The organism is Mycobacterium interjectum (genome assembly GCF_900078675.2).
GTDB lineage: Bacteria > Actinomycetota > Actinomycetes > Mycobacteriales > Mycobacteriaceae > Mycobacterium > Mycobacterium interjectum.
Genome location: NZ_LT546237.1, coordinates 4,808,287 through 4,830,740, shown reverse-complemented (window position 1 = coordinate 4,830,740; position 22,454 = coordinate 4,808,287). Strand labels below are relative to the sequence as shown.

Annotated in this window: 23 protein-coding genes and 5 pseudogenes; 9 read left to right on the top strand and 19 right to left on the bottom strand. The window is 69.4% G+C overall.

From position 1 onward, the window contains the following. Positions 1–6 precede the first annotated feature (6 nt). Positions 7–753, top strand: a complete 747-nt coding sequence (locus tag BN4348_RS57995; RefSeq protein WP_066917605.1) for an MBL fold metallo-hydrolase — start codon at positions 7–9, stop codon at positions 751–753. A 74-nt stretch (positions 754–827) separates the two neighbouring features. Here the strand turns inward: BN4348_RS57995 and BN4348_RS57990 are convergent. Continuing rightward, positions 828–1,834 (bottom strand): annotated as a pseudogene (locus BN4348_RS57990) (FAD-dependent monooxygenase). 91 nt (positions 1,835–1,925) lie between these two features. On the opposite strand from BN4348_RS57990, the gene BN4348_RS57985 reads away from it, so the two are divergent. Continuing rightward, positions 1,926–2,387, top strand: coding sequence for a SpoIIAA family protein (locus BN4348_RS57985; RefSeq protein ID WP_066917604.1), 462 nt, complete (start codon positions 1,926–1,928; stop codon positions 2,385–2,387). On the opposite strand, the gene BN4348_RS57980 is transcribed toward BN4348_RS57985, so the two are convergent. The 7 genes and pseudogenes from BN4348_RS57980 to BN4348_RS57950 all read right to left on the bottom strand — a co-directional run bounded on the left by BN4348_RS57980 (position 2,384) and on the right by BN4348_RS57950 (position 8,522). Next, on the bottom strand, positions 2,384–3,730 hold the full coding sequence (locus BN4348_RS57980) for an NtaA/DmoA family FMN-dependent monooxygenase (protein ID WP_066917603.1): 1,347 nt from the start codon (positions 3,728–3,730) through the stop codon (positions 2,384–2,386). The genes BN4348_RS57985 and BN4348_RS57980 overlap by 4 nt on opposite strands. Further along, positions 3,727–4,846 (bottom strand): annotated as a pseudogene (locus BN4348_RS57975) (LLM class flavin-dependent oxidoreductase). The gene BN4348_RS57980 and the pseudogene BN4348_RS57975 overlap by 4 nt, the downstream one beginning before the upstream one ends. After that, positions 4,843–5,940 carry an LLM class flavin-dependent oxidoreductase gene (locus BN4348_RS57970; RefSeq protein ID WP_066917602.1) on the bottom strand — a complete coding sequence of 366 codons (1,098 nt, stop codon included), beginning with the start codon at positions 5,938–5,940 and terminating at the stop codon, positions 4,843–4,845. Before BN4348_RS57970 ends, BN4348_RS57975 begins: the two are co-directional and overlap by 4 nt. Next, positions 5,937–6,428 carry a GNAT family N-acetyltransferase gene (locus tag BN4348_RS57965; RefSeq protein ID WP_066917601.1) on the bottom strand — a complete coding sequence of 164 codons (492 nt, stop codon included), beginning with the start codon at positions 6,426–6,428 and terminating at the stop codon, positions 5,937–5,939. The genes BN4348_RS57970 and BN4348_RS57965 overlap by 4 nt, the downstream gene beginning before the upstream one ends. Positions 6,429–6,482: 54 nt before the next feature. After that, entirely contained in the window at positions 6,483–7,076 is a 594-nt protein-coding gene (locus tag BN4348_RS57960) for a fasciclin domain-containing protein (RefSeq protein WP_066917600.1), read from the bottom strand. Positions 7,077–7,227: 151 nt separating this feature from the next. Further along, entirely contained in the window at positions 7,228–8,124 is an 897-nt protein-coding gene (locus BN4348_RS57955) for a class I SAM-dependent methyltransferase (RefSeq protein WP_066917620.1), read from the bottom strand. Positions 8,125–8,141: 17 nt separating this feature from the next. Continuing rightward, complete coding sequence (locus BN4348_RS57950; RefSeq protein WP_066917599.1) at positions 8,142–8,522, bottom strand: DUF3054 domain-containing protein; 381 nt, start codon at positions 8,520–8,522, stop codon at positions 8,142–8,144. Between the two features lie 69 nt (positions 8,523–8,591). Here BN4348_RS57950 and BN4348_RS62605 point away from each other — a divergent pair. After that, positions 8,592–8,738: pseudogene (locus tag BN4348_RS62605) on the top strand (SDR family NAD(P)-dependent oxidoreductase); the annotation flags it as partial. A gap of 57 nt (positions 8,739–8,795) precedes the next feature. Here the strand turns inward: BN4348_RS62605 and BN4348_RS57940 are convergent. The 3 genes from BN4348_RS57940 to BN4348_RS57930 all read right to left on the bottom strand — a co-directional run bounded on the left by BN4348_RS57940 (position 8,796) and on the right by BN4348_RS57930 (position 10,835). After that, positions 8,796–9,389, bottom strand: coding sequence for a fasciclin domain-containing protein (locus tag BN4348_RS57940; RefSeq protein WP_066917600.1), 594 nt, complete (start codon positions 9,387–9,389; stop codon positions 8,796–8,798). A gap of 151 nt (positions 9,390–9,540) precedes the next feature. Then, positions 9,541–10,437 carry a class I SAM-dependent methyltransferase gene (locus BN4348_RS57935; protein WP_066917619.1) on the bottom strand — a complete coding sequence of 299 codons (897 nt, stop codon included), beginning with the start codon at positions 10,435–10,437 and terminating at the stop codon, positions 9,541–9,543. A 17-nt stretch (positions 10,438–10,454) separates the two neighbouring features. Next, positions 10,455–10,835 carry a DUF3054 domain-containing protein gene (locus tag BN4348_RS57930; protein WP_066917599.1) on the bottom strand — a complete coding sequence of 127 codons (381 nt, stop codon included), beginning with the start codon at positions 10,833–10,835 and terminating at the stop codon, positions 10,455–10,457. A 69-nt stretch (positions 10,836–10,904) separates the two neighbouring features. Between BN4348_RS57930 and BN4348_RS57925 the strand changes: the two genes are divergently transcribed. The 3 genes from BN4348_RS57925 to BN4348_RS57915 are packed head-to-tail and all read left to right on the top strand — an operon-like array spanning position 10,905 to position 13,470. Continuing rightward, a complete protein-coding gene (locus tag BN4348_RS57925) occupies positions 10,905–11,651 on the top strand; it encodes an SDR family NAD(P)-dependent oxidoreductase (protein WP_066917598.1) in 747 nt (248 codons plus the stop codon). A 5-nt stretch (positions 11,652–11,656) separates the two neighbouring features. Next, on the top strand, positions 11,657–12,841 hold the full coding sequence (locus BN4348_RS57920) for an acyl-CoA dehydrogenase (protein WP_066917597.1): 1,185 nt from the start codon (positions 11,657–11,659) through the stop codon (positions 12,839–12,841). 14 nt (positions 12,842–12,855) lie between these two features. After that, a complete protein-coding gene (locus BN4348_RS57915; protein WP_066917596.1) occupies positions 12,856–13,470 on the top strand; it encodes a hypothetical protein in 615 nt (204 codons plus the stop codon). Positions 13,471–13,571: 101 nt separating this feature from the next. On the opposite strand, the pseudogene BN4348_RS62290 reads toward BN4348_RS57915, so the two are convergent. Together BN4348_RS62290 and BN4348_RS57905 are read right to left on the bottom strand one after the other, a co-directional pair. Continuing rightward, positions 13,572–13,859, bottom strand: a pseudogene (locus tag BN4348_RS62290) (DUF4190 domain-containing protein); the annotation flags it as partial. Between the two features lie 91 nt (positions 13,860–13,950). Then, positions 13,951–14,241: a CDGP domain-containing protein gene (locus BN4348_RS57905; RefSeq protein ID WP_066917594.1), complete on the bottom strand. Its 291-nt coding sequence runs from the start codon at positions 14,239–14,241 to the stop codon at positions 13,951–13,953. 97 nt (positions 14,242–14,338) lie between these two features. On the opposite strand from BN4348_RS57905, the gene BN4348_RS57900 reads away from it, so the two are divergent. Next, complete coding sequence (locus BN4348_RS57900) at positions 14,339–14,590, top strand: hypothetical protein (RefSeq protein ID WP_066917593.1); 252 nt, start codon at positions 14,339–14,341, stop codon at positions 14,588–14,590. Between the two features lie 57 nt (positions 14,591–14,647). Then, entirely contained in the window at positions 14,648–16,027 is a 1,380-nt protein-coding gene (locus BN4348_RS57895) for an NAD(P)/FAD-dependent oxidoreductase (RefSeq protein WP_066917592.1), read from the top strand. On the opposite strand, the gene BN4348_RS57890 is transcribed toward BN4348_RS57895, so the two are convergent. The 6 genes from BN4348_RS57890 to BN4348_RS57865 form a co-directional block, all read right to left on the bottom strand. Continuing rightward, positions 16,024–17,238 (bottom strand): O-succinylhomoserine sulfhydrylase, encoded by a 1,215-nt coding sequence (locus BN4348_RS57890; protein WP_066917591.1) that lies wholly within the window; start codon positions 17,236–17,238, stop codon positions 16,024–16,026. The genes BN4348_RS57895 and BN4348_RS57890 overlap by 4 nt on opposite strands. Next, positions 17,235–17,651 carry a rhodanese-like domain-containing protein gene (locus BN4348_RS57885; RefSeq protein ID WP_066917590.1) on the bottom strand — a complete coding sequence of 139 codons (417 nt, stop codon included), beginning with the start codon at positions 17,649–17,651 and terminating at the stop codon, positions 17,235–17,237. Before BN4348_RS57885 ends, BN4348_RS57890 begins: the two co-directional genes overlap by 4 nt. After that, positions 17,648–18,826, bottom strand: coding sequence for a formate-dependent phosphoribosylglycinamide formyltransferase (gene purT / locus BN4348_RS57880; RefSeq protein ID WP_066917589.1), 1,179 nt, complete (start codon positions 18,824–18,826; stop codon positions 17,648–17,650). Before purT ends, BN4348_RS57885 begins: the two co-directional genes overlap by 4 nt. Positions 18,827–18,855: 29 nt before the next feature. Next, the gene (locus BN4348_RS57875; RefSeq protein ID WP_066917588.1) at positions 18,856–19,494 is read right to left on the bottom strand and encodes a PaaI family thioesterase; all 639 of its coding nucleotides are present in this window, start codon (positions 19,492–19,494) and stop codon (positions 18,856–18,858) included. After that, positions 19,491–20,789 carry an adenylosuccinate synthase gene (locus tag BN4348_RS57870; protein ID WP_066917587.1) on the bottom strand — a complete coding sequence of 433 codons (1,299 nt, stop codon included), beginning with the start codon at positions 20,787–20,789 and terminating at the stop codon, positions 19,491–19,493. The genes BN4348_RS57875 and BN4348_RS57870 overlap by 4 nt, the downstream gene beginning before the upstream one ends. 137 nt (positions 20,790–20,926) lie before the next feature. After that, positions 20,927–22,108 (bottom strand): RNA-guided endonuclease InsQ/TnpB family protein, encoded by a 1,182-nt coding sequence (locus tag BN4348_RS57865; RefSeq protein ID WP_211145795.1) that lies wholly within the window; start codon positions 22,106–22,108, stop codon positions 20,927–20,929. A 96-nt stretch (positions 22,109–22,204) separates the two neighbouring features. On the opposite strand from BN4348_RS57865, the pseudogene BN4348_RS62040 reads away from it, so the two are divergent. After that, positions 22,205–22,454, top strand: a pseudogene (locus BN4348_RS62040) (peptidase M50); the annotation flags it as partial.

The window sequence follows — 22,454 nt, the reverse complement described above, 5'->3', positions numbered from 1 at the left end:
GCGGGCATGGGACCGGCGCCGACTCTTGTTCAGGTCACCGACACCGTGTACCTCGCCCAGGGCCACGCCGTTAACTGGACCCTGGTCGTCGACGGCACCGGCGTGCTGCTGATCGACGCCGGTTATCCCGGGGACCGCGGGGACGTGCTGGCCTCGCTGGCCAAGCTGGGCTACGGGGCGGGCGACGTGCGCGCCATCCTGCTGACGCACGCGCACATCGACCACCTGGGCTCGGCGATCTGGTTCGCCCGCGAGCACGGCACCCCGGTGTACTGCCACGCCGACGAGGTGGGTCACGCCAAGCGGGAATACCTGGAGCAGGTATCCATTTTGGATGTGGCACTGCGCATTTGGCGGCCGCGGTGGGCGGTGTGGGGCGCGCACGTGGTGCGCAACGGCGGGCTGATCCGCGACGGCATACCGTCGACACGGCCGCTGACCGCCGAGGTGGCCGCGGGCCTGCCCGGCAACCCGACGGCGATCGCCACACCCGGGCACACCGGCGGGCACTGCTCGTATGTCGTCGACGGCGTGCTGGCCAGCGGCGACGCGCTGATCACCGGCCACCCGCTGCTGCGTCGCGGCGGGCCGCAACTGCTGCCGGCGGTGTTCAGCCACGACCAGCAGAACTGCCTGCGCAGCCTGGGCGCGCTGGCGCTGCTGAACACCGAGGTGCTGCTGCCCGGTCACGGCGACGTGTGGCGCGGCCCGATCCGCGAGGCGACGGAAGCGGCGCTGCGGCGGGCGCAATGACGCAGACCGGCGCGTCGGTGGCCGGTTCCGGGTGTCGCCGACGTCCTGGTGGAGTCCCGCTCGGCATCCACGAGCTAGCGCTGAGCGACGTATTCGGGCAGAGCGATATCGTCGCGGAATTCACGACCGATGACCCAATCGGCCACCCGCGGGATGTCCAGCAGTCGGGATGCCGCGTTGCGGGTCCACAGTCCGAGCGACGTTTTCGGCGCGAACATCGAGGCGAACGCGCGCGCCGAGCGCTGCCTGGCCTCGACGATCGGACGCAGCCGGCGTTCATAGCGGCGAAACGCCTCGGGGTGATCGGCGCCCGCGCGGCTCAGTTCGCCGGCCAGCACGTAGGCCTGCACCATCGCCAGACCCGTCCCCTCCCCCGCCAACAGCGAGACCGCGGCCGCGGCGTCGCCGATGAGCCCTGCCCGCCCCTGCGACCAGTGGTCCATGACGATTTGGCTCACGCGATCGAAGTACACCTCCGAGGAGCCGTCGAGCTCGCGGAGGATCTCGGGGCATTCCCAGCCGGCGTTGCCGAAGACCTGTGACAGCGTGGTTTTGACCTCCGGGGAGTCCTGCGGGTCGGGGCCGCGCGTCTGGTCGGCGGTGAAAACGAAAAGGAATAAGGTCTTGTCGTCACGCATCGCGAACCGCGCGACCATGCGCCCGGGCGTGGTGTAGGCGAGGTAGACGAGTTTCGTCGCGCGGCCGATAGCCCTGGGCTTCGAAGGCGGCCACGCGGTAGCCGAGGTCGGTCTCAAATCTGGATTCGGGCCCGAATACCAAGCCGCGCTGGTGAAGCGGCCATCGAGGTTGCGCCGGAACGACTCCGCCGAAAAACCCCCCACCTTCCGCGAATCGCGGTCCACCAGTCGCAGCTCCTGGACCGCGTATCCCGCGGCGTGCAATTCGGGGGCCAGTCCCATCCGTTCGGCGACGGCGTACCCGCCACCCCAAAAATCAACGACATAGCCACCGGTGCGCAGTCGCGGCGCCTTTTCGATCAGGGTCGGTTCGTGGCCGTAACGGCAAAGCCAGTACGCGAGGGTCGGGCCGGCGATGCCGGCCCGACGATGGCGATCTTCATGCGCACACCCCTTTCGGCTCAGGCCCACTTACTATATCATAGTGCAATAGTTGTCATAGGCAATTCATTGGCCGGGGAAAGGAGAGCCGGTGTGCTGAAAGAACTTACGGGCATGCCCCCCGGAATTCAGGCCCTGGAAGCGGTTGGCACCGTGACGGCGGCGGATTACGACCGGGTCTTTGCGCCGCTGGTCGAACGGGCGCGACGGACGGGTGGTCGGATGCGGCTGCTCTACCAGTTCGGCCCGGCCTTCCGGCGCATCACGCCGGGTGCGCTGTGGGCCGATGCCCGCCTCGGCGTGGGCTACGTGCGGCTGCTCGACGGGTGTGCGGTCGTGAGCGACCTCGGCTGGATCCGGGCGCCATCCCGCAGCATCGGCGCGTGGATGCCTTGCCCGGTGCGGATATTCACAGACGATGAACGCGACGACGCAGTCGCGTGGCTGACCTCGTTGCAGGATGGCGCCGGCGCCTCTACCCGTGAGATGGCCAAGGCATACCTCGGTGGAGTGGGCGCCGCGGTCGGAAGCCTCATCAAGCTCGCCGTCCCCTAACAGCCCCGGCCCGCCGCCGTAACCTCGCTGAGCCCCAGGTGATCCCGCAGCGTCTCCCCCGTGTACTCCGTCCGGAACGCGCCGCGTTCCTGCAGCAGCGGCACCACCCGGTCGACGAACTCGTCCAGCCCGCGCGGCGTCAGGTGCGGCACCAGGATGAACCCGTCGCAGGCGTCGGACTGGACGTAGGTGTCGATCTCGTCGGCGATGTGCGCCGGGGTTCCGGCGAACTGCTGGCGGCTCGTGACGGCGATGATCAGCTCGCGGATGGACAGGTTCTCGGCCGCGGCGCGCTCGCGGAAGCGGCGGGCCACCGCGATCGGGTCGCCATGGCGCACCCGTCCCTGGGTGATGTCGCCGTCGATGACCGGATCGACCTCGGGTAGCGGCCCGTCCGGGTCATAGCCCGACAGGTCGCGGCCCCAGACCTGCTCGAGCATCGCGATCGCCGTCGCGCCACTGACCTGCTGATAGCGGATGTGGCGCGCCCTGTCCTGCGCTTCGGAATCGGTGTCACCGATGACGAACGTCGCCGCCGGAAAGACCTTGAGCCGGTTGGGATCCCGGCCGTAGGACGCGGCGCGGCCTTTGACGTCGGCGTAGTAGCGCCGGCCGTCCTCCAGCGACGAGTGCAGGGTGAACAAGGCGTCGGCGTTGCGGGCGCCGAACGCGCGGCCGTCGGCGGAGTCGCCGGCCTGCAGCAATATCGGATGGCCCTGCGGACCGGCGGGCAGCGTCGCGAACCCGCGCACGTCGAACTGCGGGCCGCGGTGTGCGACGCTGCGGATCCGGTCGGGGTCGACGTAGACCCCGGCGTCGACGTCGGCCAGCACGGCGTCGGCCGCCCAGCTGTCCCAGAATTGGCGGGCCACGGCGAGGAATTCCTCGGCGCGCGTATACCGATCGGCGTGGTCCAGAAAGCCGCCGCGACGGAAGTTGGCGCCGGTGAAGGCGTCCGAGGAGGTCACCATGTTCCAGCCGGCGCGGCCCCCGGACAGGTGGTCGAGCGTCGCGAATTGCCGTGCCACTTCGAAGGGTTCGTTGAAGGTGGTGTTGATGGTGCCGGTCAGACCGATGCGGTCGGTGACGCCCGCCAGCGCGGCCAGCACGGTGAAGGTGTCCGGCCGGCCCACCACGTCCAGGTCGTAGATGCGGCCGCGGTGCTCCCGCAGTCGCAGCCCCTCGGCCAGGAAGAAGAAGTCGAACAATCCCCGTTCGGCGGTGCGGGCCAGGTGCACGAAAGACTCGAATTCGATCTGACTTCCGGCGGTGGGGTCGGTCCACACCGTGGTGTTGTTGACGCCCGGGAAATGCGCGGCCAAATGAATCGGTTTGCGGCTCATCCGGTTAACCCCCACCGCTTGGCGATCAGTTCGTGCGAGCGCAACCGGTCGGCATGCCCGTGGGTGACCGAGGTGATGACGAGTTCGTCGGCGCCGGTGGCGCGCTGCAGCGTCTCCAGCCGCTCGGTGACCTCATCGGGATCGCCGACGAATTGCGTTGCCACCCGGTCGATCACGACGGCCAGCTGCTCGTCGGTCAGCGGGACGCACTCGTCGGGGTCGGGATAGGGGACGGCGCCGCCGCCGGCCCGGATCGAATACACCCAATGCCCGTAGCTGGACGCCAGCTGCTTCGCGGTCGCGGAGTCGTCGGCGACCACGATGTCGGCAGACACCACCACGTAGGGCCGCGACAGCGCCGCCGACGGGACGAACGCGTCCCGGTAGGCGTCGATGGCGTCCAGCGCGGTCGCCGGGGTGAGGTGGTAGCTGGCCACGAACGGCAGCCCCAGCGCGCCGGCGACCTGGGCGCTGCGCCCCTTGCTGCTGCCGAAGATCCACGGCGTCAGGGCGGCCCCCTCCCCCGGCACGGCATGCACGTCGAACCCGTCGACCTCGTAGGTTCCGGCCAGCATCGCCATGATGTCCCCGAGCTGCTCGGCGAAGTCGGGCGCGACGGCATCGGGTTGCTGCAGGATCGCCTGGGTCGCCTGCACCCGGCCGCTGCCCAGCAGCTTGCGCAGATCGAACGGCGGCGGGATGACGACGCCGTCGACCTCGCGCCATTCGCGGGACGGTTCGGGCCGGGGGGGTTTCGGGGATCGCGGCTTGGTGATCCGCCGCTGCGCCGAGCGCCTCAGGCCGAGGTCGATGCGGCCCGGATGGAACGCGTCGAGCATGCCGAAGCTCTCCACCACCGCGGCGGCCGTGGTGTGACTGAGCTGCACGGCCGCCGAGCCCACCCGAATCGTGTGGGTAGCGGCCGCGATGTGCCCGATCAGCACCGCCGGTGCCGCGCTGGCGACGGCGACGAAATGATGCTCGGCGATCCAGAACCGGCGATAGCCCCACCGCTCCGCGTGCTGTGCGAGCTCGATGGTGTTGTTCAACGCCGTCGCCACGTCCCCCGGAACTGATCGGCACCAGGTCCAGGACCGACAGTGGCACCGGCGTCATCGGTGCACCGCCGCATAGCGATTGGGCGCGACGGGCAGGCCCAGGCGGGCCCGCAGGGTCTCGCCGTGCCGGTAGGCGGTGCGGAAGCGCCCGGCTCGCTGCAGCAGCGGCACCACCTCGTCGACGATCACCGGTAGGTCGGTGGCGTTGACGGCGGGCCGCAGCCGTGCCCCGTCGACACCCAGCCGCTGCCAGCCCACCACCATGTCGGCCAATTCCGTTGCGCTGCCCGCAAAGACAAGGGCATCCGACCGAAAATCGCTCTCGCCGTGGAAGGAAACGGCCACGTCCGCAAGGACTTTCAGGTGGGCACCGCCCACCGCGCGCACCTCGTCGAGGATGCTGTGCACCGAGGCGTCGTCGGTGGGGGTGATGAACACGACGTCGGCGCCGGCCGCGGCGAACTCGTAGGCGGGCCCAACGTGCGCCAGCGCGGCCACCACCGGCTGGCCCTGCGGTGGGCGCGGCGTGATCGACGGGCCCTTGACGGAGAAGAACTTTCCGGTGAAGTCGATGTAGTGCAGTTTGTCGACGTCGACGTAGCGCCCGGTGGCCACGTCGCGGATGATTGCGTCGTCCTCCCAGCTGTCCCACAACCGGCGCACCACCTCGACGTAGTCGACGGCCTCCTCAAAGAGCGGGATCCCGGAGACGTCCCGGCGCCCGAACAGGGCCGCCTCATGCGCGGTGGCGCTCACCCGCGGCTGCCAGCCCGCCCGCCCGTGCGATACGAAGTCAAGGGTTGCAATGGATTTGGAGACATGAAAGGGCTCGGTGTGGGTAACCGTGGCCACGGGGATCAGCCCGATATGTCGGGTCACGGGGGCGATACGGGCCGCGACCAGGACGGCGTCGGCGCGGCCGGTCAGCCGATCCGGATGGATCCGGGAGCTTCGGCCGATCTGCGGCATCAACGAGTCGTCGACGGTCAGGAAATCCAGCAGCCCGCGCTCGGCGGTGGCCGCCAACCCGGCCCAGTAACGGCCCTCGAGCACCGACGGCGCAGCGGGCTCCGAACCCAGGGTCGCCCGCCACGCCTGCGGGTGCCAGCCGTATCCGTCCAGCGCGACGCCCACATGGAACTGACCGGTCATGCCAGCCATTTTTCGAAGGCGATCGGCCGGAACGGTCCCCAGTCCGGCAGCGGCTCGGCGGGGGCGACGCGGGAGTAACCCGTCGCGTCATACAGCGCCTCGGCCTCGGGCTGGCGATTGCCGGTGATCAAGTACAGCCGCCGGTAACCCCGCGCGGCGGCCTCCGCCTCCAGCGCCGCCAGCAGCGCCCGCGCGTACCCGCGGCGCCGGTGGGCGCTGTCGGTCCAGATCCGCTTGAGCTCGGCGGTTTCGGCGTCGAAGCGCCGGAACGCGCCGCCGGTGACCGGCATGCCGCCCACCACGCCGATGAGCAGGCCGCCGTCGGGCGGCGCCAGCTCTTCCGCCGGGACCGGCAGCCAGGCCAGGTGCGTGTCCGGCGTGCCGCCGTAGCGCTGCGCGTACTCGACGGCCAGCTCGGCCAGCAGCGGCCGCGCCAGCGAGTCTTCGTGGGTGGCCGCGACGAACTCGAGCCGGGTGGTGGGCGTCACGTATTCATCTAACGTTTCCGACGCGCGCCCATTCCACCCGGCGGAGGGTCCGATCTACTGGCCGGGGGGCATCAGCACCGTGTCGATCATGTACACCGTCGCGTTGGACGTGTGCACGCCGCCGCAGACCAGACCCGCGTTGTTCACCCTCAAGTCGTTGCCCTGACCGGCCACGGTGAGGGGCGCGCCCTGCAGGGTCGGGTGGATGCCGGCAACCACCGCCGGGCTGAGCTGCCCCTGTACGACGTGATACGTCAAGATGCTGGTCAGCAGCTGCGAGTCCGTCTTCAGCTTGTCGACGGTGCCCGCCGGCAGCTTGTCGAACGCGGCGTTGGTGGGCGCGAACACCGTGTACTGGCCGTTGTTGAGGGTCGAGACCAGGTTCACGTTCGGATTCAGCTTCCCCGACAGCGCCGCGTTCAGCGTGGTCAGCATCGGGTTGTTCGACGCCGCCGTCGCCACCGGGTCGCGCGACATCCCCAGCACCGACCCGGGCCCGCTCGGATTCTGCTTGGCGTAGTCCGCGCAGCCCGCGCCGATCAGGTCACCCGAGTTATCGGCGAGCGCGGGACCGGCCGTGGGGCACGCCACGACGGCGATGGCCGCGAGGCCCGCCGCGGCAATTGTTTTCGCACGAGTGCTCATCATTGCGTTTCGACTCCTTCGTCTACAGACGGCCGTGGGCGCCGTCTTGGTCTTGAACACAAGTCATTCGGAGCGGCGGCGGGCATGGATGGAATTTAAGTAACTGAATCTTTAATTTGCTTAATGAGCTACCCGGGCGGCGCGCGACAAGGGGCTAAGCGCGCGTTGCCGTCACATACCCGGGGACCAGATCCACGTCCTCCGGGCGACCGCGCCACAATTCGGCCAACCCCAGGCTGGTGAACAGCTCGACGACGTTGCGCACCACGGTCTCCCAGCCGTGCGCCGCCAGATAGTCGGGGACATAACGGTATTCGCCCGGGTACATCAGGCTGGCCAGGTCGACGTCCAGGCCGTGTCGTCGCCACGAGTCGACGAACGCCTGCCGCGCCGCCTGCCGCGCCGGGGTCCAGGTGGCCATGTGGTCGGCGGTGAAGCGGCTGCCGGCCGCGCTCGCCCGGGTGACGTCGTGCAACAACCGGTGCTGGGCGTCGGGTGGCAGGTAGCCGACGAGCAACTGCTCGGCGACCCACACCGTGGGCGCGGCGGCGTCGAAGCCGGCCCGGCGCAGCGCGGCCAGCCAATCCTGGCGGAGGTCGACGCCGATCGCGCGGCGATGCGTCGTCGGCCGGGCGTCCAGCCCCCGCAACACTTCGGATTTGAAATCGAGGACCTCGGGCCGATCGATCTCGTACACCGTCGTCCCGCGCGGCCACCACAGCCGGTAGGGCCGGGTGTCCAGACCCGACCCCAGGATCACCACCTGGCGGATGCCCGCCCTGCCCGCGTCGGCGAGAAATTCGTCCGAGAACTTGCCGTAGGCCGCCTGCACGTAGATGAGCCCCGTCGTGATCGGGTTGCCGCCGCCGTCGTCGGCATACCGCTCGTCGTCGATCGCCCGGGTGAAGTAGTCCACCCCCGCGGCGCGCACCAATCGCTGCGCGAAGGGGTCGTCGATGAGCCCCTTGCTGGTGGCGACGGCCCGGACGACCGCGTCGAAAGTGGTGGCCAAGCCGTCGCCGGCGGCCGGATTCCAGCTGGCGCCTGGCATGGTCTCCTCGGATCCGCTCAGCGGTCGACGCGGCGCCGGGCGGCCAGTCCGGCGACCGCCCGCCACCCGAGCAACAGAACCGCGGTGGCCGTCGCCGCGACCACCACGAAACTTGCCGCCACGCCCGCCGAACTGGCTTTGCGCAACAGCATGCCGACCACGACGGTGCACAGCCAGACGATCACCCCGGTGGGGGCCACCGCGGTGGGTCGCCGCCAGGCGCGTGACACCAGCCACCCGACGACGGTTCCGGAAAGAAACGGCCAGACCGTCGTCGCGACGCCGCCGAGGTCGAGCCCTTCGTCGTGGCTGCGGCGCCCGACGGCGCAGAACACCAGCACCGCGATGACGTCCCCGGCCAGGGAAACGAGCCAGGCCAAGGACTGGAGCCGAAGCATGCCGCGAGACTACCGGGCGAGCTGGGCATCCTTGACCCCGCGGGCGCGGTGAACCTACATTCGGCACCGATGAATACCCGTTCACGGGGCAGGCTCGCGGTCGTGACCGGCGCAGGGTCGGGCATCGGCAGGGCGGTGGCCCTGGCGTTCGCCGCGCAGGGCGACCGGGTCGTCGCCGCCGATATCGACGAGGCCGCCGCGGAGGCCACCNGGCGTCACGTATTCATCTAACGTTTCCGACGCGCGCCCATTCCACCCGGCGGAGGGTCCGATCTACTGGCCGGGGGGCATCAGCACCGTGTCGATCATGTACACCGTCGCGTTGGACGTGTGCACGCCGCCGCAGACCAGACCCGCGTTGTTCACCCTCAAGTCGTTGCCCTGACCGGCCACGGTGAGGGGCGCGCCCTGCAGGGTCGGGTGGATGCCGGCAACCACCGCCGGGCTGAGCTGCCCCTGTACGACGTGATACGTCAAGATGCTGGTCAGCAGCTGCGAGTCCGTCTTCAGCTTGTCGACGGTGCCCGCCGGCAGCTTGTCGAACGCGGCGTTGGTGGGCGCGAACACCGTGTACTGGCCGTTGTTGAGGGTCGAGACCAGGTTCACGTTCGGATTCAGCTTCCCCGACAGCGCCGCGTTCAGCGTGGTCAGCATCGGGTTGTTCGACGCCGCCGTCGCCACCGGGTCGCGCGACATCCCCAGCACCGACCCGGGCCCGCTCGGATTCTGCTTGGCGTAGTCCGCGCAGCCCGCGCCGATCAGGTCACCCGAGTTATCGGCGAGCGCGGGACCGGCCGTGGGGCACGCCACGACGGCGATGGCCGCGAGGCCCGCCGCGGCAATTGTTTTCGCACGAGTGCTCATCATTGCGTTTCGACTCCTTCGTCTACAGACGGCCGTGGGCGCCGTCTTGGTCTTGAACACAAGTCATTCGGAGCGGCGGCGGGCATGGATGGAATTTAAGTAACTGAATCTTTAATTTGCTTAATGAGCTACCCGGGCGGCGCGCGACAAGGGGCTAAGCGCGCGTTGCCGTCACATACCCGGGGACCAGATCCACGTCCTCCGGGCGACCGCGCCACAATTCGGCCAACCCCAGGCTGGTGAACAGCTCGACGACGTTGCGCACCACGGTCTCCCAGCCGTGCGCCGCCAGATAGTCGGGGACATAACGGTATTCGCCCGGGTACATCAGGCTGGCCAGGTCGACGTCCAGGCCGTGTCGTCGCCACGAGTCGACGAACGCCTGCCGCGCCGCCTGCCGCGCCGGGGTCCAGGTGGCCATGTGGTCGGCGGTGAAGCGGCTGCCGGCCGCGCTCGCCCGGGTGACGTCGTGCAACAACCGGTGCTGGGCGTCGGGTGGCAGGTAGCCGACGAGCAACTGCTCGGCGACCCACACCGGGGGCGCGGCGGCGTCGAAGCCGGCCCGGCGCAGCGCGGCCAGCCAATCCTGGCGGAGGTCGACGCCGATCGCGCGGCGATGCGTCGTCGGCCGGGCGTCCAGCCCCCGCAACACTTCGGATTTGAAATCGAGGACCTCGGGCCGATCGATCTCGTACACCGTCGTCCCGCGCGGCCACCACAGCCGGTAGGGCCGGGTGTCCAGACCCGACCCCAGGATCACCACCTGGCGGATGCCCGCCCTGCCCGCGTCGGCGAGAAATTCGTCCGAGAACTTGCCGTAGGCCGCCTGCACGTAGATGAGCCCCGTCGTGATCGGGTTGCCGCCGCCGTCGTCGGCATACCGCTCGTCGTCGATCGCCCGGGTGAAGTAGTCCACCCCCGCGGCGCGCACCAATCGCTGCGCGAAGGGGTCGTCGATGAGCCCCTTGCTGGTGGCGACGGCCCGGACGACCGCGTCGAAAGTGGTGGCCAAGCCGTCGCCGGCGGCCGGATTCCAGCTGGCGCCTGGCATGGTCTCCTCGGATCCGCTCAGCGGTCGACGCGGCGCCGGGCGGCCAGTCCGGCGACCGCCCGCCACCCGAGCAACAGAACCGCGGTGGCCGTCGCCGCGACCACCACGAAACTTGCCGCCACGCCCGCCGAACTGGCTTTGCGCAACAGCATGCCGACCACGACGGTGCACAGCCAGACGATCACCCCGGTGGGGGCCACCGCGGTGGGTCGCCGCCAGGCGCGTGACACCAGCCACCCGACGACGGTTCCGGAAAGAAACGGCCAGACCGTCGTCGCGACGCCGCCGAGGTCGAGCCCTTCGTCGTGGCTGCGGCGCCCGACGGCGCAGAACACCAGCACCGCGATGACGTCCCCGGCCAGGGAAACGAGCCAGGCCAAGGACTGGAGCCGAAGCATGCCGCGAGACTACCGGGCGAGCTGGGCATCCTTGACCCCGCGGGCGCGGTGAACCTACATTCGGCACCGATGAATACCCGTTCACGGGGCAGGCTCGCGGTCGTGACCGGCGCAGGGTCGGGCATCGGCAGGGCGGTGGCCCTGGCGTTCGCCGCGCAGGGCGACCGGGTCGTCGCCGCCGATATCGACGAGGCCGCCGCGGAGGCCACCGCCAAGACCCGGCCCGAGCTGATCACCGCACTGCCGGTCGATGTCGCCGACCCCGCCCGGGTCGAGGTGTTGCGGAACAGGACCCATGCCGAGGTGGGCGTGCCCACCATCGTGGTCAACGCCGCCGGGTGGGACCGCACTGACCAATTCCTCAACGCCACACCGGAATTCGCGGCCAAGGTGGTGGCGATCAATTACCTCGGCCCGGTTCACGTCTGCAGTGCGTTCCTGCCGGGAATGATCGAAGCGCAGGCGGGTGGCCGCGTCGTCAACCTGGCCAGCGACGCCGGCCGGGTCGGCAGCGCGGGTGAGACCGTCTACGCCGGCGCCAAGGGCGGCGTCATCGCGCTGACCAAGTCGCTGGCCCGCGAAATGGCCCGCCACCAGATCACGGTGAACTGCGTGTGCCCGGGACCGACCGACACGCCGCTGTTCCACGCGCAACCGGAAAAACTGAAAGAAGCGCTGGTCAAGGCGATCCCGTTTCGCCGGCTGGCCCGGCCGGAGGAGGTCGCCGCGCCGGTGCTGTTCTTCGCGTCCGACGCCGCGTCATTCATCACCGGACAGGTGATCAGTGTCAGCGGCGGCCTAACGATGGCAGGCTGACCCCTATGAGCACCGATGCACCCCCCGCCTTTGACCGCGACGACCCCCTGGGGCTGGACGCCTCCCTGTCCGGCGACGAGCTCGCGGTGCGCGACACCGTGCGGAAGTTCTGCGCCGAGCACGTCATCCCCTACGTCGGGGAGTGGTTCGAGATCGGCGACCTGCCGGTGCGCCAGCTCGCCAAGCAGTTCGGCGAGCTCGGCCTGCTCGGCATGCATCTGCACGGTTACGGCTGCGGCGGGGCCTCCGCGGTGCACTACGGCCTGGCCTGCACGGAGCTGGAGGCCGCCGACTCCGGCATCCGCTCGATGGTCTCCGTGCAGGGGTCGCTGGCGATGTTCGCGATCTGGAAGTTCGGATCGGAGGAGCACAAGCAGCAGTGGCTGCCCGGCATGGCCGCCGGCGAACTGCTCGGCTGCTTCGGGCTGACCGAACCCGACGTGGGCTCGGATCCCGCCGCGATGAAAACCCGGGCGCGACAGGATGGTTCGGATTGGGTGATCAACGGCCGCAAGATGTGGATCACCAATGGCTCGGTCGCCGACGTGGCGATCGTGTGGGCCGCCACCGACGACGGGATTCGCGGCTTCCTGGTGCCCACCAAAACTCCCGGCTTCACCGCCAACACCATCCACCACAAGCTGTCGCTGCGGGCCTCGATCACCAGCGAGCTGGTGCTCGACGACGTGCGGGTGCCCGCCGACGCGATGCTGCCCGAGGCAAGGGGCTTGCGCGGGCCCCTGTCGTGTCTGTCGGAGGCGCGCTACGGAATCATCTGGGGGTCTATGGGCGCCGCGCGCTCGGCGTGGCAGGCCGCGCTCGACTACGCCACGCAGCGCACCCAATTCGGCCGGCCGATCGCCGGATTCCAGTTGACGCAGGCCAAACTCGTCGACATGGCCGTCGAGCTGCACAAGGGGCAGCTGCTGTCGCTGCACCTCGGTCGCCTCAAGGACGGCGTCGGCCTGCGCCCCGAGCAAGTCAGCTTCGGCAAGCTCAACAACACCCGCGAGGCGATCAAGATCTGCCGGACCGCGCGAACCATCTTGGGGGGCAACGGGATATCGCTGGAATACCCCGTCATCCGGCACATGGTCAACCTGGAATCGGTGCTGACCTACGAGGGCACGCCGGAGATGCACCAGCTCGTCCTCGGCCAGGCTTTCACCGGCAGCGACGCGTTCCGCTGATAGGAGTACCGCTCATGGGATCTTTCGTAAATCGGATCGGCGTCCTGTTCGCCGCTTGCGGGCTGGCGCTGTCCGCTCCCGTCGCAACCGCCGATCCCGTCACCCTGCCCGCGATGACGTCCGGCGGCGGCGGGCCGATCATCGGTGGCGGCAACAACTCCGGGATTTCCCAGCAGCTCACCGGCCTCGGCAACCCGAACGTCCAGGAGGTTGACGGCTCGGACGCGGCCCAATTCATCACGGCCGCGGCCGCGGTCAGCGATACGCAGCTTGCCGCCCCCTTCGGGCTGCTCAAGCGGGCGCTGGCGTGCCAGACCAACAACGCGGGGTTCGGGGCGCGTGCCTACCGGCGCAACGACGGGCAATGGGGCGGCGCGATGCTCGTCGCCTCAAAGAGCACCACACCCAACGTCGACGCCCTGACGGCGTGCGCCAAGACCAATTGGCGCAAACCCACGACCGGTTCGGACACGGCGATGTGCAACAGCGGCTGGACGACGCCCAATTCCTTCGACAGCCGCCGCAGCAATGCGGAGGCGTACTACATCTTCCTCGCCGGGACCAACGACGACTTCTGCAACCAACTCAACGGCAAGTACAAGACCAACGCCGCCGCGTGGCCATTCTAAACCGCTTGCACATGAGCGGTTTTCACCACGGTCGGCGCGCCCGAATCCGTGCTCGGGGAGTGGGGCAACAGAGCGGCAATGGTCCATAACGCGATGCCGCCGACGAGCACCACAGCGCCGATGACGATGCCGGCGATCGCCAAACCGCGGCCCTTCTGGCCGGTTCTCTTGATCTGGGAGAGCGCGACGAAGCCGAAGATGATGCCCAGGAAGGCGCCGATGAACATGCAGACCCAGCCGAACAGGGAGCACACCAACGACGCGACGGCGAAACCGTTGGTGCCGACCATCGGCGGCGGCGGGTATCCGGGCGGCGGGTAACCGTAGCCGCCCGCGGGAGGCGGCGGATAGCCGTAACCGCCCGGCGGTGGGGGTGGGTAGCTGGGCGGTTGTTCCGTCACGCGAGCCTCCTACATCGAGACGCCACACTCTACTCGCGTATCGCCTGGTAGAAGGGCGATAAGTCGGCCGCCTTCCGGCTCAGCCGTCGATGTGCGTCGGTGGGTCGGCGAAGGAGACATCCGGCGGGCGCTGGTCGGGACCCATCACGTCGCAGCGCCGTTCGGGCACCAGGTAGGAACTGGCGCCGTGCAGAACCAACTGGGGAGCCGCCACGCAGCGTTGCCAGGTGCCGTCGGGCTGGACCGGTCCGTCGCACTTGCTGAGCACCGGCCCCCCGTACAGGCAGCCGGCGCCGGCCGGCGGCGCCGCGGCGATCAGCCCCGAGGAAATCAGCAGGCCCGCGAACGCTCCGACGACGTAGCGCTTCATGGTTGCCTCCCGTCACATCGCCGCTGGGACTCGCAATGACGCTACCGCCTGAGCGGCGCTGTGATCCAGGTCACCGCCGGGCTAGCATGGAGCTGTTATGAGGGCGGTCGTCATCGCAGTCTGCTCCGCGATCGTGTCGCTGTTTCTCGGCGTCCCGGCGGTGGCGCACGCGGACCCGTGCGTCAACGGCACCGTCCGACCCGGCCCGGGTGCCGCCGTCCTGCTGTGCCAGGACCGCGGGTGGTTGCTTGTCATCCCGAAGGGCGCCGTCGGTTACGGCCCGGATCAGCCGCTGCCACCGACATGTGCGACGTTCGCGGACAAGTACATGTGCCCGACGGAACAGTGAGGCTCCCGGTCAGCAGGCCTGTATGCCCGCGCCCGCCGGCAACATAGGGTAGAGGGCATGTCGCGCCATCGCGTCGTCATCATCGGGAGCGGGTTCGGCGGTCTGAATGCGGCCCGGTCACTCAAGCGGGCCGATGTCGACGTCACCCTGATCTCGAAGACGACCAGCCACCTGTTCCAGCCGCTGCTGTACCAGGTGGCCACCGGCATCCTGGCCGAGGGCGACGTCGCCCCGACCACCCGGCTTGTGCTGCGCAAGCAGAAGAACGTCCGGGTGCTGTGGGGCGAGGTCAGCGCGGTCGACCTGACAACCAAGACGGTCACGTCGCACCTGATGGGCATGCAGACCGTGACGCCCTTCGACAGCCTCATCGTGGCCGCCGGCGCCCAGCAGTCCTACTTCGGCCACGACGAGTACGCCGCCTTCGCGCCGGGCATGAAGAGCATCGACGACGCGCTGGAGCTGCGGGCTCGCATCCTCGGCGCGTTCGAGGCGGCCGAGGTCGCCACCGACCCGGCCGAGCGGCAACGCCGGCTGACCTTCGTGGTGGTGGGCGCGGGGCCGACGGGCGTCGAGCTGGCCGGCGAGATTGTCCAGCTGGCCGCGCGCACCCTGGGCGGGGCGTTTCGGACCATCACGCCCAGCGAGTGCCGGGTCATCCTGCTCGACGCGGCGCCGGCGGTGTTGCCGCCGATGGGCGAAAAGCTCGGTCTGAAAGCCCAACGGCGGCTGGAAAAGATGGGCGTCGAGGTCCAGCTCAACGCGATGGTGACCACCGTCGACTACATGGGCATCACGGTCAGGGACTCCGACGGCACCGAGCGCCGCATCGAATGCGCCTGCAAGGTGTGGGCCGCCGGCGTGCAGGCCAGCCCGCTCGGCGCGATGCTCGCCGAGCAGTCCGACGGGACCGAAACCGACCGCGCCGGACGGGTGATCGTCGAGCCCGACCTCACCGTCAAGGGCCACCCGTACGTCTTCGTTGTCGGCGACCTGATGTCGGTGCCCGGCGTGCCGGGGATGGCCCAGGGCGCGATCCAGGGGGCGCACTACGCCACCGCGCTGATCAAGCAGGCGGTGAAGGGCCACGACGATCCGGCCAACCGCAAGCCGTTCGCGTACTTCGACAAGGGCAGCATGGCCCTCATCTCGCGGTACAGCGCCGTCGCCAAGGTCGGCAAGCTGGAGTTCGGCGGCTTCATCGCCTGGCTGGCGTGGCTGCTGTTGCACCTGTTGTACCTGGTCGGCTTCCGCAACCGCGTCGCCGCGATGTTTTCCTGGGGGATCTCGTTCCTGGGCCGCACCCGCGGCCAGATGGCGATCACCAGCCAGATGATGTACGCCCGGCCGGTGGTGGACTGGGTGGAGCGCCAGGCGCAAGAGGGTTCGCTCGCGGCGGCCGAACGCATCGACTCCGCCGAGCGGCAGGCGGGCTAGCTCAGCGCCTGATCGATATCGGCGATCAGGTCGTCGGTGCCCTCCAGCCCGACGGAGATGCGAATCACGTTGTCGCCCAACCCGATCGCGGCGCGCCCCTCGGGCCCCATCGCGCGGTGGGTGGTGGTCGCCGGGTGGGTCACCAGCGATTTGGCGTCGCCCAGGTTGTTGGAGATGTCGATCAGCCGCATCTTGTCCAGCACCTCGAAAGCCCGTTGTTTGGCGGCACTTTCGGCGCAGTCGAGCGCGAGGGTGATCACCGTCCCGCCGCCCGACATCTGCCGCTTGGCCAGGTCGTATTGCGGGTGCGACGACAGGTACGGGTAGCGCACCCACCGCACCGCCGGGTGGGTCTCCAGGAATTCGGCGATCCGGTGCGCCGAGGAATTGCCGTGCTCGACCCGAACGGCCAGCGTCTCAAGGCCTTTCAGTAACACCCAGGCGTTGAACGCGCTCATCGCCGGCCCGGTGTGCCGCATCAGCTTCTGCACCGGTCCGTCGATGTACTCCTTGTCGCCGAGGATGGCGCCGCCCAGCACGCGGCCCTGACCGTCGATGTGCTTGGTGGCCGAGTAGACCACCACGTCCACCCCGAGCGGAAAGCCCTGCTGCAGCAGCGGCGTAGCAAAGACGTTGTCCAGCACCACCTTTGCGCCCACGGTGTGGGCGAGCTCGGTCACCGCGGCGATGTCGACCAGGGACTGCATCGGGTTCGACGGCGTCTCGAAGAACACCGCCGTCGTGGGGACCGACAGCGCCTCCTCCCACTGGGCGAGATCGTCACCGTCGACGAAAATCGTTTCCACGCCCCAGCGCGGCAGGATCTCGTTGCACACCACGAAGCACGACCCGAACAGGCTGCGCGCCGCGACCAGCCGGTCGCCCGCGGCCAGCAGCGCGCCCAGCGAGGTGAAGACCGCGGCCATGCCGCTCGCGGTGGCGAACGCCGCGGGCGCCCCCTCGATCAGGCGCAGCCGCTCCTCGAACATCGTCACGGTCGGGTTGCCGTAGCGGGAGTACACGAAATGGTCCACTTCGCCGGTGAACGCCTGCTCCGCGACGGCCGCCGTGGGGTAGACGTAGCCGGACGTCAGGAACATCGCCTCGGCGGTCTCCTCGAACCCGGATCGCAGCAGGCCACCGCGCACGCCGAGGGTGGCCTGGCTCACGCCGTCGGGCAACGCCTTGGGGGCGCGAGCCGAATCGGTCATCCCTGCTTCCAGGGCAATCCGACGGCGCGCCAACCGTTTTCACCGCGATGACCGCTGGCGTCGAGCTGGCCTTCGAAGCCGTCCAGCACGTTGTAGGCCGGCGTGATGCCCAGCTGGGTGGACGCCTCGGCGGCGCCGATGGAGCGATTGCCCGAGCGGCACAGGAAGATCACGGGCCGCTCCTGGTCGGACGGTGGGACGTGCTCCTTCAGCTCGTCGGCGAAGTTCGCATTGGGCATCCCGTCGCCCGCCACCCACTCGATGTACACCACGTCGCGGCCCAGGCTCGACAGGTCGGGCACCCCGACGAAGCGCCATTCGGCGTCGGTGCGCACGTCGACCAGCACGGCGTCGGGGTTGTCGCTGAGTAGCTTCCACGCCTGCTGGGGCGTGATGTCTCCCGCGTAGCTCATCCGCGTGAGTCTCGCACAGTCAGCGCGTTCGCCACCTGTCGGGCACGGTCGCGCGCGGCCGCCACGTCCGGTGCGGTGGCCAGTGCCACGCCGAGCGCGGCGGACCGCCGTTGCGGGGCGAAGATGCGGAGATCGCTTTCCGGCACCCGCAGCGCGCCGCCCAGCGCGTCGACGGTGAGGGACCCGCCGTCGTGGCCGGCGTCGATCAGGTGGGCGGCGGCCGGGGACATCATCATGGTGTCCACCGGCAGGCCCAGGATGGCCCGGGCGTGCAGTTCGAAGGCCGAAAGCCGCTGGCTGCGCAGCGTCACCCAGACGCTCGGGTGCGGGTGCGCGGTGACGTCGGAGAAGTACACCTCGTCGCCCTTGATCATCAGTCCGACGCCGAAGACGCCGCGCCCGCCGAGCGCCTTGATGATGCGCGCGGCGATCGACTTGGCCGCGTCCACCGCGGCGTCGCTCATCTGCTGGGGTTGCCACGATTCCAGGACGGCGCCGTCGGCGTCCCGGTGGCCGATCGGTGAGCAAAACTCCAGCACCGGACCGGTCGGGCCCTCCTTGCGCACGGCGAGCAGGGTGACGTCGAAGTCGACGTCGACGACTGTCTCGGCCATCACCCGCCCCGCCGAGTTCCCCACCGCGCGCTGCCAGGCCGGCTCGATGTCGTCGGGCCCGGAAACCACCGAGTGCCCCCGCCCGGACACCGGCTTGACCAGCAACGGATAGCCGGCGTGCGCGGCCACCGACTGCAGTTCGCCGACCGATCCGACGAACCAGAACGGCGCGGTGGGCAGCCCCAGCTCGTCGGCCGCCAGCCGGCGCAGGGCCTCGCGGTCGGCGGTGAGCCGCACGGTGCGCGCGCTCGGCACCAGCTCGGTGCCCTCGTGGTCGTGGCTCAGCGCCTCGACGGCGACCGCGTCGGTGGCCGTCACCACGAACTGTGGTTGGTGCTGTTGAATCGCCCCCGCCAGCTCGTCGGCGTCGGCCAGGCGCTCCTCGACGGCGATCACCCGCGCGCCGAGGTGCCGCAGCGCGGTCGCCAGCTCCCGGCTGAGCTCACCGGAACCGAGCAGCAGCACCGTCGGCGCGCCGTCGGGATCGTGGGAAGGAGTTTGCGGGGGCAGGACAAGCGCCGTCGTCCTGTCGTCCTGTCCTTCGCTGAAGCCGTCAGTCACCGCTCAAGGATAGGTCGGTTCCAACGGCCCTAGGGCTGACCGGGAAGCAGCCGCACCATCAGGCCGTTGGCCTCGGCCAACACCGTGTCGTCGCCGTCGACCAATTCCGCCGCGACGAACGCCTTGCGGCCCTCGGCCGTGGTGACGCGCCCGCGCACCGCCAGCGGCGCGTCGATCGGCGTGACCTTGCGGTAGTCGACATGCAGGAAGGCCGTCCGGCTGATCGGCCGCCCCGCGGCGTGCGAAACCATGCCGAACATGTGGTCAAACAGCAGCGGCAGCACGCCGCCGTGCACGGCGTGATTGCCGCCGACGTGAAACCGGCTGAAGTATCCGGTCATTTCGACGCCGTCGGGGGCGTACCGCGTCAACGTCCAGGGCGGCAGCAGCAGGCTGCCCATGCCGGGCAGGTCGGGCGTCCGGCCGGCCGGCGCCTGGCCCTCCTCGGCCTGGAACGGGCGGAGGACCTCCACCAGGGCCGCGGCGCGGTCGGCCGCGTCCTCCCAGACGTCTTCGGCGGGGTTCGCGGACACGGCCAGGTCCTGCAGCGCCCGCATGGCCGCGACGAACCGGCCGAACCCCGGGCCGGGGCTGGCCGGGCCGTATTCGGGAAAGCCGCCGTGGTGTTCGTATTCCGGGTCGAGTTCTTTCGGGTCCGGTTCCGTCACGGGCGGGCCGCCAGGACGTCGCGGCGCACGATCGTCTGATCACGCCCGGGGCCGACGCCGATGCACGAAATATGGGCTCCGGCAAGCTCTTCCAGCCGCAACACGTAGTCACGCGCCTTGGCCGGCAGGTCGTCGAACTCCCGCGCATCCGAGATGTCCTCCCACCAGCCGGGCAGCTCCTCGTAGATGGGTTCGGCGCGGTGCAGGTCGCTCTGCGTCATCGGCATGTCGTGCATGCGCTCCCCGTCGATGCGGTAGCCCACGCACACCGGCACCGTTTCCAGGCTGGAGAGCACGTCGAGCTTGGTCAGGAAGAAGTCGGTGATGCCGTTGACCCGGGTGGCGTAGCGGGCGACGACGGCGTCGAACCAGCCGCAGCGCCGGCGCCGCCCGGTGGTGACGCCGAATTCGCCGCCGGTCTTGGACAGGTATTCGCCGTTCTCGTCGAACAGCTCGGTGGGGAACGGTCCCGAGCCCACCCGGGTGGTGTAGGCCTTGAGGATCCCCAGCACGGCGGTGATCCGGGTCGGTCCGATGCCCGAGCCGACGCACGCGCCGCCCGCCGTCGGATTCGATGACGTCACATAGGGATAGGTGCCGTGGTCGACGTCGAGCAGGGTGCCCTGGGAGCCCTCCAGCAACACCGTCTCGCCGGCCTCGAGCGCGGCGTTGAGCAGCAGCCGGGTGTCGCGGATGCGATGGCGAAAGCCCTCCGCCTCTTCCAGGAGGGCCTCCACGATCTGGTGCGGGTCCAGCGCCTTGCGGTTGTAGATCTTGACCAGGATCTGGTTCTTCAGTTCCAGCGCCGCCTCGACCTTGTGGGTCAGCAGCTCGGGGTCGAGCACGTCGGCGATCCGGATCCCCTGGCGGGCGATCTTGTCCTGGTAGCACGGCCCGATGCCGCGGCCGGTGGTGCCGATCTTCTTGTTGCCCATGTAGCGCTCGGTGACCTTGTCGATGGCGACGTGGTAGGGCAGCAGCAGGTGCGCGTCGGCCGAGATCAGCAGCTTGGTGGTGTCGACGCCGCGGTCCTCGAGGCCCTTCAGCTCGTCGAGCAGCACCCCGGGGTCCACCACCACGCCGTTGCCGATCACGTTGGTGACGCCGGGCGTCAGCACCCCCGACGGGATCAGGTGCAGCGCGAAGTTCTCGCCGCTGGGCAGGACGACGGTGTGCCCGGCGTTGTTGCCGCCCTGATAGCGCACCACCCACTGCACGCGCCCGCCGAGCAGGTCGGTGGCCTTACCTTTGCCCTCGTCGCCCCACTGGGCGCCGATGAGGACGATTGCCGGCATGCCTTGCTCCCGCCTAATCCCACGCGTTTGCGCCTGCTTATTGTGGTCCAGCCGGTGACCCACCCTATCCCAGGAGGTTGCGAGGATCGCTTGACGTCCTCCACCGGCGTGGCCGGTGGATTCCAACCCCGTCGCACCTAGGCAGCAGGAGAACAGAGTTGAGGTTCACGGTTCATAGACCGGCTAGTGCCGAGGTCTCCCCGTGCGGTCACCGCCCGCCCGGCGGCAATGTTGCGTGCGGCGTTGACGTCGGCATTGCACGGGCCCGTATCACAGGCGACGCACTGGAAGACCGCTTGGCTCTTGCGATTTTCCGGCGCGACGTGCCCGCATCGGGAGCATCGTTGCGACGTATACGCTGCCGGGACGAATTCGAGTCGCCGCAAGGCCTTGTGCTTGAGCCGCGTGACCAGCAATCCCCAGCCTTGGCGGCTGATCTCCCGGTTGATGCCGCGTTTCTGCGCGACATTGGTGCCCGGGCATTCGCGAGTTCCGCGCGCCGAGCGGGTCATCGCGCGCACGTCCAAGTCCTCGACGCGGATGGTGTCGAAGCGGCGCGCCACATCGGTGGTGGTCTTTTCCACCCAGTCACGGCGGCGATCGGTTTCGCGGGCCCGCAACCGCGCAATCGCCCGCTTGGCTCGCGTCCGCCGATTCGATCCGCACCGCGCCCGGGCCAGCCGCCGCTGCAATCTGCCGAGTCGGTCGGCCTCACCCACAGTAAGACCAGGAGCGCGCACCAGCTCGCCGCTGGACAGTGCCACCGAGACCGCCACACCGCGATCTACACGGACGACGCCATCACCGGGTCCCGGGACCGGTTCGGGAATGGCAGCAAAGGCGATGTGCCAGCGCCCCGATCGATCCAGCGTGACCCTGTAAGACTTCACGGTGTCGGGGATGGCGCGGGTCCACCGGAACCGCACCCAACCGACCTTTGCTACCCATGCCTGCCCGTAGCGGCGGCTCAGCCGCTTGATGTGGCGTGGCTTGATTCCGACGTGCCGAAATCCTTCATGGGTGCCGGCCTTCCGCCACGTCGGACGCCGATGGGTGCCGTGGAAGAAGTTGCGCATTGCTTGGGCGAAGTCGCGCAACGCTTGCTGCTGCACGGTCTGCGACCCAGCGGCCAGCCACTCGTATTCGGCGCGGACCGCAGTCAACTGGGCACACTGCTCGTTATAGGCGGGCGCTTTGCGGCCCGGCTGCCAGTGCCGCTGCTGTTCCACGGCCAGATTCCACACAAACCGGGCATGACGGCAGTGCTCGACCAACGCTGCCGCCTGCTCAGGGCTGGGAAGCAACCGAAACCTGGACACACCAGCAACCTAGGCACGACCACCGACAACATCTGGAAGGAGCAAAGCGGCGTCTCCTGCCCTGGTTAAGCCGAGGGCTTTCACGCCGAAAAGCTGATGAACGGCGCTGCGTTGTTGGTGTTTGGCGATCGACGCGTGCACAAGTTATTGACCGACCTGCCCGCCCACCGGCCCCAGGAATCCGCCGCTATCGACGTCGCGATCGAACTGTACCGGCGGCTGGTGGTTGTCGGCGCCGACGCCGACCTGGCCGCGGTGCTGACCGGGTTGCTGCGCGCCGACCGGCTCGACGTCGAGGTGGCCTACGTGCCGGCCCGCCGCACCCGCGCCACCCGGATCTACCGCC

Coding starts and splice junctions, on each gene's coding strand:
- BN4348_RS57940 (WP_066917600.1), bottom strand. CDS start 9,389: ATGATGAGCACTCGTGCGAAAACAATTGCCGCGGCGGGCCTCGCGGCC.
- BN4348_RS57885 (WP_066917590.1), bottom strand. CDS start 17,651: ATGAGCTACGCGGGAGACATCACGCCCCAGCAGGCGTGGAAGCTACTC.
- BN4348_RS57890 (WP_066917591.1), bottom strand. CDS start 17,238: ATGACCGATTCGGCTCGCGCCCCCAAGGCGTTGCCCGACGGCGTGAGC.
- BN4348_RS57960 (WP_066917600.1), bottom strand. CDS start 7,076: ATGATGAGCACTCGTGCGAAAACAATTGCCGCGGCGGGCCTCGCGGCC.
- BN4348_RS57905 (WP_066917594.1), bottom strand. CDS start 14,241: ATGAAGCGCTACGTCGTCGGAGCGTTCGCGGGCCTGCTGATTTCCTCG.
- BN4348_RS57920 (WP_066917597.1), top strand. CDS start 11,657: ATGAGCACCGATGCACCCCCCGCCTTTGACCGCGACGACCCCCTGGGG.
- BN4348_RS57980 (WP_066917603.1), bottom strand. CDS start 3,730: ATGAGCCGCAAACCGATTCATTTGGCCGCGCATTTCCCGGGCGTCAAC.
- BN4348_RS57955 (WP_066917620.1), bottom strand. CDS start 8,124: ATGCCAGGCGCCAGCTGGAATCCGGCCGCCGGCGACGGCTTGGCCACC.
- BN4348_RS57950 (WP_066917599.1), bottom strand. CDS start 8,522: ATGCTTCGGCTCCAGTCCTTGGCCTGGCTCGTTTCCCTGGCCGGGGAC.
- BN4348_RS57935 (WP_066917619.1), bottom strand. CDS start 10,437: ATGCCAGGCGCCAGCTGGAATCCGGCCGCCGGCGACGGCTTGGCCACC.
- BN4348_RS57870 (WP_066917587.1), bottom strand. CDS start 20,789: ATGCCGGCAATCGTCCTCATCGGCGCCCAGTGGGGCGACGAGGGCAAA.
- BN4348_RS57915 (WP_066917596.1), top strand. CDS start 12,856: ATGGGATCTTTCGTAAATCGGATCGGCGTCCTGTTCGCCGCTTGCGGG.
- BN4348_RS57895 (WP_066917592.1), top strand. CDS start 14,648: ATGTCGCGCCATCGCGTCGTCATCATCGGGAGCGGGTTCGGCGGTCTG.
- BN4348_RS57900 (WP_066917593.1), top strand. CDS start 14,339: ATGAGGGCGGTCGTCATCGCAGTCTGCTCCGCGATCGTGTCGCTGTTT.
- BN4348_RS57995 (WP_066917605.1), top strand. CDS start 7: ATGGGACCGGCGCCGACTCTTGTTCAGGTCACCGACACCGTGTACCTC.
- BN4348_RS57970 (WP_066917602.1), bottom strand. CDS start 5,940: ATGACCGGTCAGTTCCATGTGGGCGTCGCGCTGGACGGATACGGCTGG.
- BN4348_RS57925 (WP_066917598.1), top strand. CDS start 10,905: ATGAATACCCGTTCACGGGGCAGGCTCGCGGTCGTGACCGGCGCAGGG.
- BN4348_RS57930 (WP_066917599.1), bottom strand. CDS start 10,835: ATGCTTCGGCTCCAGTCCTTGGCCTGGCTCGTTTCCCTGGCCGGGGAC.